The organism is Cytophagaceae bacterium ABcell3 (assembly GCA_030913385.1).
Lineage (GTDB): Bacteria > Bacteroidota > Bacteroidia > Cytophagales > Cytophagaceae > ABcell3.
In genome coordinates, this window is record CP133159.1 from 2,950,637 (window position 1) to 2,968,067 (window position 17,431).

Sequence of the window (17,431 nt, forward strand, 5' to 3'; positions counted from 1 at the left end):
GAAGTAAATACTATCTTACAATAGTTACATGGCCAGTGTAAGGTTTGTCAAAAATTTCAGAGTTAAGAATGATCACATAGTAATAAGTGGCTACCGGCAAAATTTCACCATTCCTAAAGTTGGTACCGTTCCACTCTGCAGGGCCATCACTTAACCATACCAGCGTACCCCATCTGTTGTAAATTTCTATTCGTGCAGAAGGGAATCTGTCAAGGTTTTCTATAAACCAAGTATCATTTATGTTGTCTCCATTTGGTGTAAATGAGTTTCTTACAACGATTGGCTTTTGTACTATAATATTTACCTCATCTTCAGCAGAACACCTTCCGTTTGAGACTGTGACCGTATAGGTAATGTTATCTTCAGCCATGAAAATTGGATTTTGCACATTGGCATCGCTTAAGCCTACGGTAGGGAACCATTCATATGTTTCGCCTCCTGTGGCAAAAAGTTGCACTGGTGATCCTTCTAGCACTGTTTGATCCATACCTGCATTGGCATTAGGAATTGATACCACTTGCAAGTTAGCTTCGTTAGAAAGGGCTGTGCAATGTAGAATACTTTCTACTACAGTATAAGATCCTGGCTGGTTTACATTTAATGTTGCATCAGTTTCTCCTGGCATCAATATGCCGTTCCTGTACCACTGGAGTTGTCCTATGGTATTGTCAACAGTAAATTTCATGTACTCGTCTTCGCAAATTGTTGTGTCAGCTTCATTAATAACTGGTTCTTGTACATCTATAACTTTTACCTCTGTAGGGTCTGACGTAGTGCTACACCCATACGGGAAAGTAACTTCTATATGATATGAACCTGCACTGTTTGCAGGGTACCATTGGTGCACGCCTAGGCTAACAGAGTCACGGAACCATTCTACTGAACTTCCATTAGGAAGATCAGTATCTGATCTTGGCCTTAAAGGTTGTGTACTGCCTTGGCATATGTTAACCGGAGAAGGCGCTATAGAAACAACCGGGATTTCAAATATGTCCGGGGTAAAGTTTGCAGTAGCAGGCCCTGTCTGACATTCTTCTGAAGAGGTTAGTTCTACGGTAACACGTTGCCCTGGTCTTATGGTATTGGATACAAACTGATTGCTTGTTTCTGCTTGTATGACCCCTGCTACGCTCCAAACATATTGCGGGTTGGTGCCTGGGTTTACAGGGTTTGCGGTAAAGACTGCATTATCTTCTTCACAAAGTGTTACCTGAGGACCTTGAATTGAAACTGAAACAGGTAATACAGGGTCAACTGTCAATGTATGGACATTAGAAGACGCAGGGTTATCTAATACACAGTTTAGAGAAGATGTTACCATTACACTCACATTGTTTTGACCAACAGGTAAATTAGTCGGTGTAAATGTAGGGCTGTTCATTCCTCTTGGCTGTCCATTCACATACCACTGATATGTAGGAGTTAGTCCTTGATTTACAGCTACAGCATTATAGGTAACAGTTGCTCCTGCACATATTTTGTCTGGTTCATTGATGGTGACACTTACTGGAACATTATCAACCACATTCATAGTATGTGTATTTGATTGAGCATCCGGTGCATTAGGGTCTGCGAGACATAGAGAGTTGGAAGTCATGATTACATGAATTTCATCTCCGTCATTCAGTTGGTCATTTGAGTAAGAAGCACCAGAGATTCCTTGAGGTGAGCCATTAACAAACCATTCGAAAGTTGGATTGTCTCCTCCACCTGATGGAATTGCATTAAAGATAACATTCGTTCCGGCACAAATCTCTGAAGGAGTATTAATGCTCACCGAAGGAACTACAGCGTCTTTTACTTGCATCACTACTTCGTTGGAAGTCGCAGGGTTGTTAGTGGTACATCCAATAGAAGAGTTTAACACTACTGTTACTCTCTGTTGATCCTGTAAAGTAGAAGTTGTGAAGATCGGGCCGTTTGCACCAGAAACAGGAATACCATCAACATGCCAAGTATAAGTAGGATTTGTACCTTCATTAACTGGGGTAGCTTCGAACACAACAGGTTCGTTTGCACAAATATCTCCTGGATCACCAATGGTTACATCTACTGCTACATTAGGCGTTACATTAATCACAATTTCTTGGCTTGTAACAGTACCGCATGCACCTGAAGTTACATTTCTTCGGAATGCTGTAGTTTGAGTTAGTGCAGGGGAAAGGTAAGAGGCAGATGTTGCTCCAGCTATTAATGTCCAATTGCTACCATTGTCCACTGTGCTTTCCCACTGATAAGTATATTGTTCTGTACCTCCTGTTGCAGGAGAGAGCTCTATGAGTTCATCAGGAATATCACCTTCACAAATATTCTGATCAGCTCCTATTGTTCCTGGTTCAAGATCTTCATAGACGTGTATGGTCACAGGATCAGTCATAGATGTATTGCAAATACCGGTTCCAGACACTACTACTCTTCTGTAAAGAGTTGTAGTAGTAAGTGCGCCTGGAGCATAAGTAGTACCTGTTTCACCTATAATATCCGACCAGTTGCTTGGGTCACTTGCTAATGCCATTTGCCACTGGTAATTGTACGTTCCAGCTCCCTCACCACCAGAAGCAGCTTCTGTGTTGGTAATAGTGGTAGGGGTGGAGTTGTAGCAAATGTTTTGATCCGAAGCAATTATTCCCGGGTTAAGCCCTGGAAGTACTGAAATAGTAACAATGTTAGATACTTCAGGGCCACAAGGACCAGAGGTAACAAGTCTCCTAAAACGTGTTTCTTCCATGATATTACCAGGGGTAAACTCTGGGTCTGTACCACTCGCAACTTCCTCCCATGGGCCATTATTAACTGATGCCTCCCAAATATAGGTATAAGTGCCATTTCCTCCTGTTGGAGATAAAACTTCAGTCAAAGTTCCTGGAGAGGTGCCGCCGCAAATTTGAGCATCGGTACCAATAGTTCCTGCCGTTAAAGGATCAACAACTTCAACCTGGACAGGTAGTGAATTAACAGATGGGCAATTCCCTGATGTTACTTCTCTTACAAACCAAGTTGTTTGAGTAAGGCTTCCTGCTTGAAAATCAGGATTTACCCCGCCAACTGTGGAGTAAGTACCTGTGGCGCCTGTTGTAGATGCGAACCATCGGTAAGTATAGGTTGCATCACCTCCACTTGGATCTTCTATGTTGCTTATCAATGCAGGTGTGTCACCTGAGCATATAATTTGGTCGTCGCCAATACTTCCAGGAGTAGGTTCATTATAAACAGTAATAGTAATTGGTGTTGTATAAGCTGTGTTACACTCTGTTTCGGTGCCAGAAGTTACCACCCGCCTGTACATGGTTGAAGTTATTAAACCACCTAGAGTAAGATCTTCTCCTGTACCTGATTCTGGGTTCCATGTAACCCCACCATCTGTCGATGATTCCCAACTGTAGTCGTAAGTTCCTGTGCCACCAGTGGCAAGGGTCACATTGGTAATAGGGGATGGGGCAATGTTATAACAGGTTTGCTGGTCTTCTTGAATAGTACCTGGTATTAACTCTGGTCTTATAGAGACAATTACGGTATTGGTATACTCTGCATCACATGGACCCGATGAAACTTTTCTTCTATAATGGGTTTCCACACTGATAGGGTTTGTCGGCTCAAAGTCAGCATCAATAGCACCAGCTATTTCAGTCCAAGTATTGCCTCCATCAATAGATTGTTCCCACTGATAGATATAGGTGTCCTCTCCAAGGCCACCTGTGGCAGGAGTGACTGTTTCCATAATAGGAGGTACAGTGTTTTCACAAATTTCTATGTCTTCCCCTATAGTTCCAGGATCTACTGGTTCAACTACAGTTATTAGTATAGGGTCTGTTGGTCTTCCTGGGCATTCACCAGAGTAAGCAACCCTTCTAAAGTAAGTGTCCTGGGTTAAAGAGCCAGCAGTTAAGCTTTCACTTTCTTCCCCGGATATGTCTGAAAAATCTTCATCTGCAACTCCAGTTGTGGAAACTTGCCATTGCCATGTAAAATCTCCAGAGCCATCTCCTCCTGAAGCGGCCGTTGCAGTAATTAATTCCAAAGGAGACGTACCTGTACAGATTGTCTGCTCGCTTTCTATAGCTCCTGGAACAACCTCTTCATGGACTATGACATCAATAGATTCCTCAAGGAAACAGCTTATCGTTCCTTCATTGCCATCTTCAACTCTAAGGGTATATGTTCCTGCTTGGTCTGTAGTAATGGATGATAATTCGAGGTTGACGTATGTAGTTGACGCTGTACCTAAGGCAACTCCATTATGGAACCACGTAAAGTGATACCCTTTAAGAGGGGTTAGGTCAGTAGTGTCTATAGTGGCACTGATTATAAGGTCCTCCCCAACGCAAATAGAAGTATCGGTGGAGGCAAAAGTGATTTCGTTAGGAGGGGTGCAAGGACACTCTTCCGTAATTGTAACTGGAACTCTCGTACAAAACCTTTGTTCAGCAGTAAACTGGATGTTAGCAAATTGCCCCCATTGAGGGTTTTGGTTTCCATTGCCATGTTTATCAGCATTAACCATACTAACAAATTCTCCATTTGGAAGATCGTCTAAAACAGGGTAGTTCGGGTTGCATTCAAAATAAGTTGTTCTTTCTCCAGTAGTGTTGCTAGAGAACCCTATCCAGTAATCAGTTCCTGTAGAAGCGCCTTCAAGGGTAACCTCTACAGGTATCCTTAATTCAATTCTGTCGTTGTTAATGTTATGATTAGGAAAAGAAACCACGGGGCCACAAGCTATAACATTGTCCCTGTCAGCGATTGGCCTTTGATTGTGCAATCTTGATCCATAAATACAAACCTGCCAATCCCTGTTTCCTGTAGCTCCACCGTTACCGTAATGATAAACAGAAACTGTATCGATGGTTACATTACCATCAAAGACAGTAATCATTGAATTGGTCTGTTTAGGATCGGATTGATCAGTAGGGGTACAACCAGGAGGTGTAACAGAACCTACATTTCCGCTTCCAAAACCAATCTCTTCTACATAAACAGTGTATTCCTGTTCGTTTACCTCTGTAACTGAAGTTTTAGGGAACCTTACGTTTCCTGTACGGACACTTGTTCCGAGAGATACACCTCCGGTCTCTTCAGTAAACCACTCATAGAGTCCTTGTCCTGTAGCTACATTTGCAGTAATAGAGTCCCCACAAAAAGTAAGGTCATCTGGAACAGAAAATTCTTGAGGCCATTCTGAAATAAGAATAGTGTCACGGGCTATTTCATAAGGAGTACAAGGTATGTCGTCTCCGATATACTCTATCTCTATGCTATATTCTCCTACTAGTTCAGCTAAATAGGTGGCTGCATTTCCAGCGTGCCCAGATCTGACCAAGTCTCCGTCTTTATACCATCTTATTGCATAGTCACTTGCTAGCGCACTGCCTACTATAAAGTTGGAGTTTAAAATTGTTCCGTCCCATTTTGCAGAACATACAGAAAAAGAGCTTGGGCTAATACTGGCTTCTGGGTTAGGAGCAGGGAAAGTACATGCAGGTAAACTAAATTGTGTGGCATAGTTGCGGCAGGTGGTATTCCCTAACCCAAGTTGTCCACGACCATTATTACCCCACGTGAATATCTGGTTGTCTTCAGTTATATAATAACCCCAAGTATCTGCTGCCGAAATTTGAATAACATTAGAATGATAGTTGTTTGCACCAGTTCTAATTATTACTGGAACAGATGATGCAGTAGTGCCTCCATTTCCTAAGCTGCCTCCGGCTGCATTAACGCCACATGCTCCGTTGTTCCCCCAAGCAACAGGAATTCCATCTATAGTAACAGCGGTTCCAAAGCCTTGTCCACCTGATATAGATCTTGCTCTTAAAAATGTTTCTCCTAGTCCTGCAGAGCCCGGGGCGGTTCCCCATTCACCCGCAAGTACCCTTCTTGGGTCAGAATGTGTAGCGGTTGCACCTTGCCCTGTATTTCCTCCCCAGCCTGCATTGCCCCAAGCCCAAACAAAGCCGTCAGCGTCTAGAGCAAGACACATGACGTCCCCAGCATTTAGCGAAACAATATTTCTTAATGGTTGTCCATTTCGCATTAAAACAGGTCTGGCAAAGTTGTCATTGGCAACTTCATTCCCGTTGTTGGCGGTGCCTGCGGCATTACGGCCTAACATTCCAGATCCACCTAAAGGTGATGTTCCGGCACCCCATGAAAAAATACGGCCATCTGCTGTTCGCGCATAGGCGGTATAGTCTCCGGCTCCAACTTCAACAACATTGGTAAGACGTTGTCCCGGTCCTGTTAACACATATCTTGGTGTGGTTTCAAAATCAGTATATTCTCCGATGCCAAGCTGCCCCAGGTTATTTCTTCCCCATGCAAGAACCTCGCCCTCTTTTGTTACAACATAACTGGCCTCATTACCACCAGCTATAAAGGTAATATCTACTAAATAATCAGCTAAGGACGGATGGATATCACCTCCACCGGGATGTTCTCCTCTTAAAACTCTGGTTGGGCGACTTACCACACCTTCGTTTTCGCCAATTCCAATTTGCCCATAAGGGTTTATCCCCCATGACCACACACCGCCATAACAATCTGAAGCAATGAAGTGCGCCCCTGACCCAGCGTCCACATTTCTTACCTCTATCCCTCGACCCAATGAATTAAAATACGGATCATTGGTAGGGAATAAAACTTGTCGAGGACTAGTTGTATAGGGTTGAGGGCCATCATGCCCTAACCGTTCACCGGTGTTATCTCCCCAAGTATACATAAAACCATTTGTACACATAATAGTGGAAACAGTATTTCCTCCTGAAATATGCAAGTTTTGAGTATAACCAGATGTTATACTAGCAGACAGCAGCACTAGCAGCAGCCAACTTTTTTTTAGGGCAGCGGAGATATTGTTCCGCTCTTTCGGTTTCATTGCTCAATAATAAAAGAATAAGTAAAAGAACTAAATCAAGATCTGACACATTTTTTAACAGATCCAGCGCTATATATCATTAGCGACTAAAAAGTAACCTCTGTTGATAGTTTTTTTTTATTTTATTGATACTATTTATTTATAACTTAGAAATATAGTGAAATACATAGTTGGTTTTGTGTTTTTCTTATATTTTTCCTTTTGTTTATTATAGTGTACTTTATCTCCAAGTTTTTAAATATAATAATAAATATTTTTATTTATACTATTTATATAAAAAAAATCAAATATTTTGAGAACTTTTTTTGGTTTTAGGTTCGTTTTGTTTTTTTATTATTTAGAAAATGATTGAAAAGCTACTGACAGTTAGTTGTTTAATCATTTAGAGCATAATTGTTAAGAAAGGTTTTTATATTATTCTGCAATGGCAATGAATGACTTGTTGCAAAAACGTTATGTATGATTCTTTGGGTTATTGTCTACAGTATTGGCTACCTGTTAGAAGTTTCATGGTTTAAATGGCGTAGGTTTTATTTATCCATTCTTTGAACTTAACCTCTATAGATGATTTAAGGATTTTTCCGTAGATGTTTTTAAGTTCAAGCACATAATCAACCTGGATTATGTATTAGATTTCGTTATGAGGGGTAAAAGAAAGTCCTAATGTATGTTTAAGGTTCAAGCCATACTGGTTAGTTTTCGGCTAACCATAAGTGTACAATCTACTTTACGGCCACACATTCGAGGTTATTCAATATGCTTTTATGTTAGCTATACGTAGCCACCAGGCATTCTTTGTGGCTACGTATAGCTGTGAATTTTCAAGCAGGTTTGGGTTAGGGGGGATATAAAAAAAAGACTGTCGCAAATAGCAACAGTCTTTTTTTATTGAGGTATTATTTTCTTACCAATACTTAGAAGGGCATACAAGTCCCGGAGCGAGTGGCATTCTATAACCTATGACAATTTCGTGGCTACCTCCTGTATAGTGCCTGATATTGGAGGTGATGAAGTCATAAGAATAACTAATGTCAAACCTGTCGTTCAATATAAAGCCTACCATGGCTGCCACTGCATCTGTACGTCTGTAGGAGATACCGCCCCATGCAATGTTTTGGTACCTGATCTTGCAGTTTACGTCAAAAGATAGTGGGGCAGGGGTGACGCCTTTAAGTAGTACCGATGGCACCAACGACCAGTCATGATCCAATGGGATCCTTACACCGGAAGTTATGAAGTAATGGTGGTTAAGCCTTCCATGGTTTTCCATCTCATTGGTATGGTGGTTGAAAATAACAGGGTTGAATATCTGGCTAATGGAACCGCCCACAAAATAGTTAGGGTTGTACAACCAGAAGCCTGTACTTACATCTGCCAACGAGGTATTTGAAATACCGTGAATCATCGGGTCGTTGTCCACTACAGTGGTCAGTTGTGACTCGTCCAACATATATTGCTGCATTCCACCCGATATACCCATGGAGATAAAAGTTTTAGGGGCAATTTTTAGGTGGTAAGCGTAGGAAGCGGTAATTGTCAACCTGCTGCTTGGCCCTGTGACATCGTTTGACACGACACCACCTACAGCATGGAACCCGTTCTTTTTGACCCTTGTCCTGTTGTTCTGTACCATTCCCTTTCCTATGGGGGCATGTCCACTAAGGTAGATAGTGGTCGGTGCGCCTGGAAACCCGATCCATTGATTTCTGTAACCGGCCCTGAAATCAGCATAGTCTTCCGTTCCTGCCACCGCGGGGTTGAGCAGGAACGGGTTCACCATATACTGGGAGTACTGGGGCCTTTGCTGGCCAAATACTGCAACTACAGATAATTGCAGGAAAAAGAATATTAGTAGTTTTTTCATGTTTTATCTTTGTCTTATAATTATCTCACAATAGTTACATGGCCAGTATATGGCTTGTCAAATATTTCAGAATTAAGGATGATGACATAGTAATAAGTGGCCACCGGCAAATCTTCGTTGTTCCTGAAGTTTGTACCGTCCCACTCGGCAGGGCCATCTGACAACCATACAAGACTACCCCACCTGTTGTATATCTCGATCCTTGCGTCCGGGAACCTTTCCAGGTTCTCGATGTACCAAGTGTCGTTTATGTTGTCACCGTTTGGCGTGAACGAGTTGCGTACCACGATCGGCTTTTGGACCGTAATGTTCACTTCGTCCTGTCCCTCACAGTGCTCGTTTGCCACCGTTACCGTATAGGTAATGTTGTCTTCCGAAATGAAAACCGGGTTAGGGATGTTCGGGTCGTCCAGCCCGTCTTCAGGGTACCAGCTAAATGTTTCCCCGCCAGTTGCCGTCAGTTGTACCGGATCCCCTTCTATTACCGTCACGTCTTCCCCGGCATATGGAACAGGGTTTGGTATCACTACCAGCGGCACTTCTGTAGACCTAGTGTTGCATGTCCCGTTGTCTTCGACTACCGTCAGCAAGCCCGGCTCGTTGATATGTATGGTATGGCCGGTCTCACCGTCTATAGGCATACCGTTCAGGTACCACTGTATCGAGTTGTTGTTGTCAGAGGCGTCCACAGTGAAAGTAGCATATTCGTCTTCACAAATGGTCGTGCTGTCTTCGTTGATCACAGGGTCAGGCTCAGGCAGTACGGTCACCTCTGCCGGCTCCGACTCCTTGCCGCATCCGTGCGGGAAGTCTACCCATACAGTATGTGTTCCAGTCTCAGAAGCCATGTAAGTCCTTGAGTTATGTCCTGTGCTTGTACCGTCGATAAACCATTCATAGGTACTTCCTGATTCGTTAACGTCAGGTGTCAATAGCTGAGAACTTCCTTCGCACATCACCACAGGTGTTGGGGTGACATTGATATCTGGCATGGTAAATATGTCGGCAGTGAAGTTGTCGCTGGCCGTGCCGTCCGGGCACATTTCGCTTGAGGTAAGCCTTACCTCAACTTCATCATCGTCACTGAGCTCGTCGCTCACAAATACGTCGCTTGTTTCGGCTTGCAACTGTCCTTCTACAAACCACTGGTATGTAGGGTTTGACCCGCCATTGGTCGGGGTAGCGGTAAAGGTGGCTTCTGCACCTTCGCAAATGGTTCCTGAAGGCCCTTGTAGGGAAACAGAAACGGGTACTATCGGCTCGACTTCCATCTCATGGATGTTTGAGGCAGCATCCCTTTGCACGACACATCTAAGCGACGACTCCATCTCTACCCATACCTCGTCTTCGTCTTCTAGGTCGTCCGCTTCAAATACCGGATTGTTCATCCCTGTTGGCTGCCCGTTGACATACCATTGGTAAGTAGGGGAGGTGCCTTCGTTGGTCGGAGTGGCCGTAAAGGTGACCGGTGTGCCTTCGCACTCCCTTGAAGCAGGGTTGGCGCTTATGGACACACTTACAACCGCATTCTCGATCACTTCCATCTCATGGGTGTTGGAGGTTGCTTCATCGCTAACGCTCGCATCGATACATTGTGAGCTAGAGGTCATGACCACGTGTACCTCGTCTCCATCTTGCAACTGGTCGCTTGACCATGTGGCAACTAAGTCTTCCGGTCCTTGCGATACACCGTTTACAAACCACTCGTAGGTAGGAGTGTTCCCGCCACCAGAAGGGTTGGCCGTAAAGTTCACTTCTTCACCTTCACAGATATCATCCGGGTTGTTGATCGTTACGGCAGGGATCACTGAAGTGGTGATGTCCGCCACTTCTTCGTTTGACTCTGCCGGGTTGTTTGTTGTACATTCTATAGAAGAAGTAAGTATCACTTTTACCCTGTCCCCGTCATTGAGGTCATCGGTAGTGAAACTGGATCCTGTTCCCCCCGGTACTTCGGTATCATTGACATACCAGGCATATACAGGGGAATTTCCTTCATTTTGAGGGGTTGCATTGAAAGTCATGTTTTCCCCGATACACGTATTCCCTGGGTTGGTGATTGAAACGTCTACCGCTTCATTTGGGGTCACATCGATTTCTACCATGTTCGATGTTACCGTGCCACAGTCGCCCGAAGTCACGTTCCTTCTGTAGATAGTGGTCTGGGTAAGCGCGCCAGGTGCATAGGTTGCAGTCGTTGCGCCACTTATTGTTGTCCAGGTAGTGCCATTGTCTTCTGTCATTTCCCAAGTGTAGGCATAGTCACCGTCTCCTCCTGCAGCAGGCGTAAGCTCTGTGATCGGCTCAGGAGTTTCGTCCTCGCAAATTTCCTGGTCATCTTCGATAGCGCCAGGGGTCAAGTCTTCATATACCTCGATGAATACAGGCATGGTAACAGAAGTGTTACAGTCGCCCGTACCGGACACTACCATTCTGGCAAAATAGGTAGACTCGGTAAGGTTGTCCGGGGTATAGGTAAGGCCATCTTCGCCAGTTATTGGGTTCCAGTCGTCATTTGCGATATCGTCTTCGGTCGCATAGAGCCAAGAGTAGTCAAAATCTCCTGTACCGCCCTGTGCCGATGACACGCTAATGATCTCGTCTGGCTGGGTATCGTAACAGATGGCCTGGTCATCGGCAATCTCTCCTGGGTCAAGCCCTGGCAGTACAGAGACTGTGACGATATTTGACTCTTCTGCATCGCAAACATCGGTGGACACAATCCTTCTGTACCTTGTATCGACAAGGACATTGTCAGGGGTGTATTCAAAAGCTGTTTCGTCATCTATCACTTCCCATGGGCCGTTGTCCTCAGATTTTTCCCAAACGTAGGTATAGCCTCCGCCACCGCCTTCGGCAGGGTCAATTTCCGCAATAGTGCCAGGCGAAGAACCTGCGCATATGGTTGTGTCGTCCCCGATAGCGCCCGGCTCCAGTGGGTCTGTAACAGCAATCTCTATAGGGTCAGACTCTACAGGAGGGCAGTTGCCAGAAGTAACTTCCCTTACAAACCAAGTGGTTTCGGTAAGTTGCCCCGGCTGGAAATTCTCTCCCGTTCCTCCGGCAGCGGCCCAAGAGCCTGGTGCGCTTTCTTCTGCATATAACCAGCGGTATGTATAAGGTACAACCTCTTCGGTATCGCCTTCCGTAGGCAGGTCAACATTGATCAGTTCCGAAGGCGTTCCGTTATAGCAAATGATCTCCGGGTCACCGATGGTGCCTGGTTCTGTCATCTCATAAACAGTAACAGTGACGGTGTCGGAATAAGCAGTATTACACTCTTCGTTGTCACCCGACACTACCATACGTCTGTACATCCTGCTTTCGGTAAGGGCACCAAGTACAAGTTCACTGCCATCGGCAGCACTTTCCGGTGTCCAGTTCTCAGGATCGTCCAGAGAGGCAGACTGCCAGGTGTACTCATAGGTTCCGTCCCCGCCATCGGCATCTTGTTCGCTTACCAATGGGAAGTCAGGTTCTACATCGTAGCAGGTTCTTTGGTCTTGGCTGATGGCGCCACCTGTCAGTACTGGGGTAATAGATATAGTAACAATGTTAGAGTAAACAGAGTCGCATGGTCCTGCTGAAACTCTTCTTCTATAATAAGTCTCTTCACTTATTGGGTCAGACGGAGAATAATCTATACTTGTTTCACCATCTATTTCATCCCAAGTGTCTCCGTCTATTGACACCTCCCACTGATAAACAAAATCCTCATCTCCGCCGCTTGCAGCAACGGTTTCTTCAATTGTTGGAGGAATTGTATTGATACAAATTTCTACGTCTTCTCCGATCTCACCAGGGTCAACTTCATCTATAACAGTTACAAGGACTGGATCTGTATAGGTTGGAGGGCACTCCCCTGAAGTTGCCATTCTTCTAAAATAAGTACTTTCTTCAAGTGCATCAGGTGTAAAGTCTTCCTCATCTGCACCGGCAATGTCATCAAAATCTTCCTCGTCCCCGGTTAGGGAGCTTTGCCACTGGTAATCGAAGTCTCCTGAGTCGTTTCCGCCTGATGCAGGTTCGTCAGAAAGTAGGGCATCTGGTATTGTGCCAACACAGATGACTTGTTCTTCATCAACAATAGATCCCGGGTCTACAGGTTCGTCGACAATGACGTAAACAGAGTCTTCTAAGTAGCAGCTAGAGTTTCCGGTAGTACCGTCTTCCACTCTAATTCTGTAAAGTCCGCTTTGGTCAACAGTGATTTCGGCAATATCAATATCTTCATAATCTACAGAAGGTGCGCCAAGCTGATCTTCATCTAAGTACCAAGTGAAGTAAAAGTTTTCATTTAGTGGATTAAGATCAGTAGTATCAACTGTTGCTTCCAGAAGAAGCTCTGAGCCTTCACAAAGCCTTACAGTATCAGACGGAGCGATAGTAAGCTCATTTGGAGGAGTACAAGGGCAATCTTCTTTTATTAGCACAGGTACTCTTGTACAGAACTTTTGAGGACCTGAAAACTGAATGTTAGGAAAAGGCCCTCTAATTGTGTTAGATTGGGCATTAGTATTTTGCCCTTCTTGTAAAGCTGTTAATGCTAAAAGGTCTTCATCTGGTATATCGTCATTGACAGGGTAACCATCAGTACACTCTGACATTCTTATATGACTGGCAGTGTTTGCACTGCTAAAGCCAATAAAATAATGCCTTCCAGATTCAGAACCTTCAAGGGTTACGTTTACTGGTATTTTTATTTCAGAAAAGCCTTGTCCATCATTGCCAGGTAAGCTTGTAACAGGACCACAGCCAATGACGGTGTTAGGATCAGCAGCTAAAGTGTTCGCTTGAGCACCCGGCTGGGTTCCATATATACAAACTTGCCAATCATTTTCATCTTCAGGAGTCGAGTCCCATTCACCATGTTGAAGTACGGTTACTGTGTCAACTACAACTTCTTCTCCGTAAACCGTGATCTGTGATGCCACCCTACTGTTGTTATCTATTTGATAGTCGTTTGTTTGGTTGGGGTTGGAATTAGTGCAGCCTTGAGGTATAGACCCATTCACGTGTCCAGACTCTTCTACATAAACCGTGTAGTAAGTTCCATCATCCTCTTCTGAAATTTCAGTGACATTTTCTGCAAGAATTAATGCTGAATCAGTTCTATAGCTTCTGCCTAAAAAGTCACCACCAGTTAATTCTGTATACCAGTCATAAGTACCTTCTCCTGTTTCTACATTAGTGAAAATAGTGTCCCCACAGAACTCTAAATCATCAGGTACAGTGAACTCTTGTTCAAAAACTGAAATGTTTATAGAATCCTTTGCTAACTCATAAACAGTACATGGAACATCATCACCTGTGTATTCAATAGTTATTTTATATTCCCCAGGTTCAAAAACTTCCTGTGTAAATATTGTATTGTCATCAGCAGTTCCAGTTAAGAACGCCTCATCGTCTTTATACCATATAACTTCATATCTTGCTCTTACCTGCTGGTCTGCATCTTCTCCTAAATTAAAAACCGCATCTATTAATTGCCCTTCTTCACTTAATACCTCTTCACATACAGTTAAGTCTCTTGGACTAAGCCTTACTTCAGGCGCAGGGTCTGGTGGCCGACATTCCCCAGGGTTAAATGGAACAGCAAAATATCTGCAATCAGTGTCCCCAACCCCAAGTTGTCCTACATGGTTATTACCCCAAGCATAAAAATTCATATCATCCGTTACATAGAACCCCCATGTATCGGCGGCAGAAATTTCTGTAACATTATTATCTATTTCGCCATTTTGTCTTCGAATAAAAACAGGTGTAAAAGCTCCTTCGGTTTCGTTGCCTGATTCCCCATTACCTAGTACTCCTCCAATTCCGTCTTCACAACCTATATTGTTACCCCATGAAACAGGTCTGTTATCTATAGTAACGGCAGTTCCAAAACCTTGACCGCCCGAAACAGATATAGCTCTTAAATACTCTTCACCGGTTTCCTCTCCCCATTCACCAGCTAAGACTCTTCTAGGGTCTGAGTGAGGAGGGTCACCATATTCTTGGTTTCCCCAATCAGGAGTTGTCCCATTTAGACCATTCCAACCTCCATTTCCCCATGCCCATACATAACCATCTTCATCTAGGGCATAAACCATAACGTCTCCAACACCAAGGCTTACGATGTTTTCTAAAGGGGTGCCGTCTGCCATTATAACTGGCCTAGCCCAAAAGTCATCATCTTCCTCCTCTCCATTATTAGCAGTACCATCAGCGTTTCTTCCTAGCATATATCTACTCCTCTCCATCCCTTCTCCAAAACCTCCTGCTCCCCAGGAGTAAATTCTTCCATTTTCCCCTAAAGCATAAGCTGTATTATCTCCTGCTTCAATTGCTATTATACCCTCTAGTGGGTTCCCATCTGGAGTTCTTACATAAACAGGTTCTGCGCTGTACTCTAAAGTTTGATCTCCATTACCCAACTGCCCTACGGAATTATTTCCCCATGCCAGAACAGTACCTTCTTCAGTAACAACATAAGTAGCTTCATTACCTCCTCCTATAAATTCAATATTTATTAAGTAATCCATTAAATCAGGATGAGTCCCTGGTGGATTTACTCTTTCTCCGGCTAATACCCTTGTTGGCGTATTTACTACTTCACTAGTAGTTCCTATTCCTATTTGCCCATAAGAGTTTATACCCCAAGACCAAACACCGTCATGGCAGTCAGAGGCAACAAAGTGGGCTCCTGAACCTGCATCCACATTTCGAACTAAAATTCCATCAATGCCTTCAGAAGTAAAATATGGGTCATCATCAGGAAACTGTACCCTGGCATCCTCAGTAATTTGATTTACTATAAGATCGCCACTGGCATTACCTAGTCTGCCTCCGGCATTATCTCCCCATGTGTACATAAATCCGTTTGCACACATAATGGTGGAAACTGTATTACCTCCAGAGATGGTCACGTTTTGTGAACTACCTTCCGTAACCCATGCCAATAGCAGCATGAGCAGCAGGCATTTTTTCAGGTTGTTGTAAATTAAAAAATTCGGCCTTTTTAATTCCATAATGTAATGTATATATATTAATTGGACTACTTTAATGTACTTTTTCTAAGTTGTCTGATAATCTTAAAAGACGTTATTTATAGGGTTAATATCAAAATTGGTAAAGTTGTAACCGGAATTTATAAATATTTTCTATAAAAAACCAGAAAAAACAATATTCTTACGCCTGCTTTTTCCGTAGGTCACTGTAACCTAAATGTTTTTAATCCCTGTAAGATTGTTGATTGTTAATGGTTTGCATAAACTATTTTCCTTGGGTTTATGTTTATCAAATAGGTTCGTTTTTTTTATATTTTTTTATGTTTAAATAGTATTATTAGTGTTTTTGCGGGACTTTTCAACTAATAAAGATATAGAAAATCAGCTTTTTTTTCCTTTTTGCTACCAATTTATTCCTTGGATTTTTATGTAATATATTGTAATATTTTTATAAAATATCTATTCTTTTTGTTTCTTTTATCTTTATCAGTCTATAGAATTTTTTTTGAAAATTTTTGATTTAGGCTTGGAATAGGTTATAAACAATGAGAGAATTAGTGTGTTGGCTTATGGTACTTTTAAAAAGGTTTACTAATTTGTGCTTATCATTAGACTGTAAGGAGAGTATTTGAGAATACCTTTTTATACTTTTTTAATTTTTAAACTTTAATATCGACGTCTATGGAGAAAATGTATATTCCAGTTTTAAAAAAGGAAATGTCACGGATTGGATTGGGTACATGGGCTATTGGTGGTTGGATGTGGGGAGGAAGTGATGAAAAGGAATGTGTAGATACAATTGTAAAGGCATTTCAAATGGGGGTAAACTTGATAGATACTGCCCCGGTTTATGGTTTTGGCAGGTCTGAGGGAATTGTAGGAAAGTCCATCGCCCAAATTAATAAACGTGAAGGGCTCATTGTTTCTACTAAATGCTCTCTTGAATGGGACGACAATGGAAAGGTTCACCGGAATGCTTCAAAGGAACGGATATTGTCAGAGGTTGAACATTCTTTAAAAAGGCTACAAACAGATTATGTTGATATTTTGTTTGTTCATTGGCCAGACACTTTGGTGCCTTTCCATGAAACTGCAGAAGCTATGTATAGCTTGTTTAAATCAGGAAAAATAAGGTCAATAGGTGTAAGCAATTATAATAATGAGCAGATGGATGCTTTCAGAGAAGTAGCGCCTATTCATTTTTCGCAACCTCCCTATAACCTCTTTGAAAGGGAGATTGAGCAAAGGCATTTACCATATTGTTTAGAGAATAATATTTTTCTTATGACCTATGGTGCTATATGTCGTGGGCTTTTGTCTGGTAGGATGCAGGAGGAGACTGTTTTTGAAGGGGATGATTTAAGGAAAAAGGATCCTAAGTTTCAAAAACCTCGATATATTCAATATCTCGATGCGGTGAAGAAGTTAGATGAAATAGCTGGTAACTATAATAAAAGTGTCATACACTTAGCTGCCAGATGGATTCTTCAGCAAGGTGTCGCTACGGCTCTTTGGGGTGCTCGGAAGCCCCAGCAACTAGATGTTATCAAAGAAATATCTGGTTGGAAAATTACTCATGAGGATATGAAATTAATTGATGATATTATTAATAAGACTGTAAAAGATCCCGTTGGGCCTGAATTTATGGCGCCACCTTTAAGAAATTAAAGTTTAAGTCAGGGAACTGTTTTCCCTGACTTATTA

4 protein-coding genes are annotated in these 17,431 nt (G+C 42.9%); 1 reads left to right on the forward strand and 3 read right to left on the reverse strand.

Going from position 1 to position 17,431, the window contains the following annotated elements; all coding sequences use genetic code 11:
* Positions 1-10: 10 nt before the first annotated feature.
* The 3 genes from RCC89_12035 to RCC89_12045 all read right to left on the reverse strand — a co-directional run bounded on the left by RCC89_12035 (position 11) and on the right by RCC89_12045 (position 15,748).
* Positions 11-6,871 carry a gliding motility-associated C-terminal domain-containing protein gene (locus RCC89_12035; GenBank protein ID WMJ73885.1) on the reverse strand — a complete coding sequence of 2,287 codons (6,861 nt, stop codon included), beginning with the start codon at positions 6,869-6,871 and terminating at the stop codon, positions 11-13.
* A gap of 904 nt (positions 6,872-7,775) precedes the next feature.
* Positions 7,776-8,735: a type IX secretion system membrane protein PorP/SprF gene (locus RCC89_12040; GenBank protein WMJ73886.1), complete on the reverse strand. Its 960-nt coding sequence runs from the start codon at positions 8,733-8,735 to the stop codon at positions 7,776-7,778.
* Positions 8,736-8,755: 20 nt separating this feature from the next.
* Positions 8,756-15,748, reverse strand: a complete 6,993-nt coding sequence (locus RCC89_12045) for a gliding motility-associated C-terminal domain-containing protein (GenBank protein ID WMJ73887.1) — start codon at positions 15,746-15,748, stop codon at positions 8,756-8,758.
* Between the two features lie 696 nt (positions 15,749-16,444).
* Between RCC89_12045 and RCC89_12050 the strand changes: the two genes are divergently transcribed.
* Complete coding sequence (locus RCC89_12050) at positions 16,445-17,395, forward strand: aldo/keto reductase (GenBank protein WMJ73888.1); 951 nt, start codon at positions 16,445-16,447, stop codon at positions 17,393-17,395.
* The last annotated feature ends 36 nt before the right edge of the window (positions 17,396-17,431 follow it).

Coding starts and splice junctions, on each gene's coding strand:
- RCC89_12035 (WMJ73885.1), bottom strand. CDS start 6,871: ATGAAACCGAAAGAGCGGAACAATATCTCCGCTGCCCTAAAAAAAAGT.
- RCC89_12040 (WMJ73886.1), bottom strand. CDS start 8,735: ATGAAAAAACTACTAATATTCTTTTTCCTGCAATTATCTGTAGTTGCA.
- RCC89_12045 (WMJ73887.1), bottom strand. CDS start 15,748: ATGGAATTAAAAAGGCCGAATTTTTTAATTTACAACAACCTGAAAAAA.
- RCC89_12050 (WMJ73888.1), top strand. CDS start 16,445: ATGTCACGGATTGGATTGGGTACATGGGCTATTGGTGGTTGGATGTGG.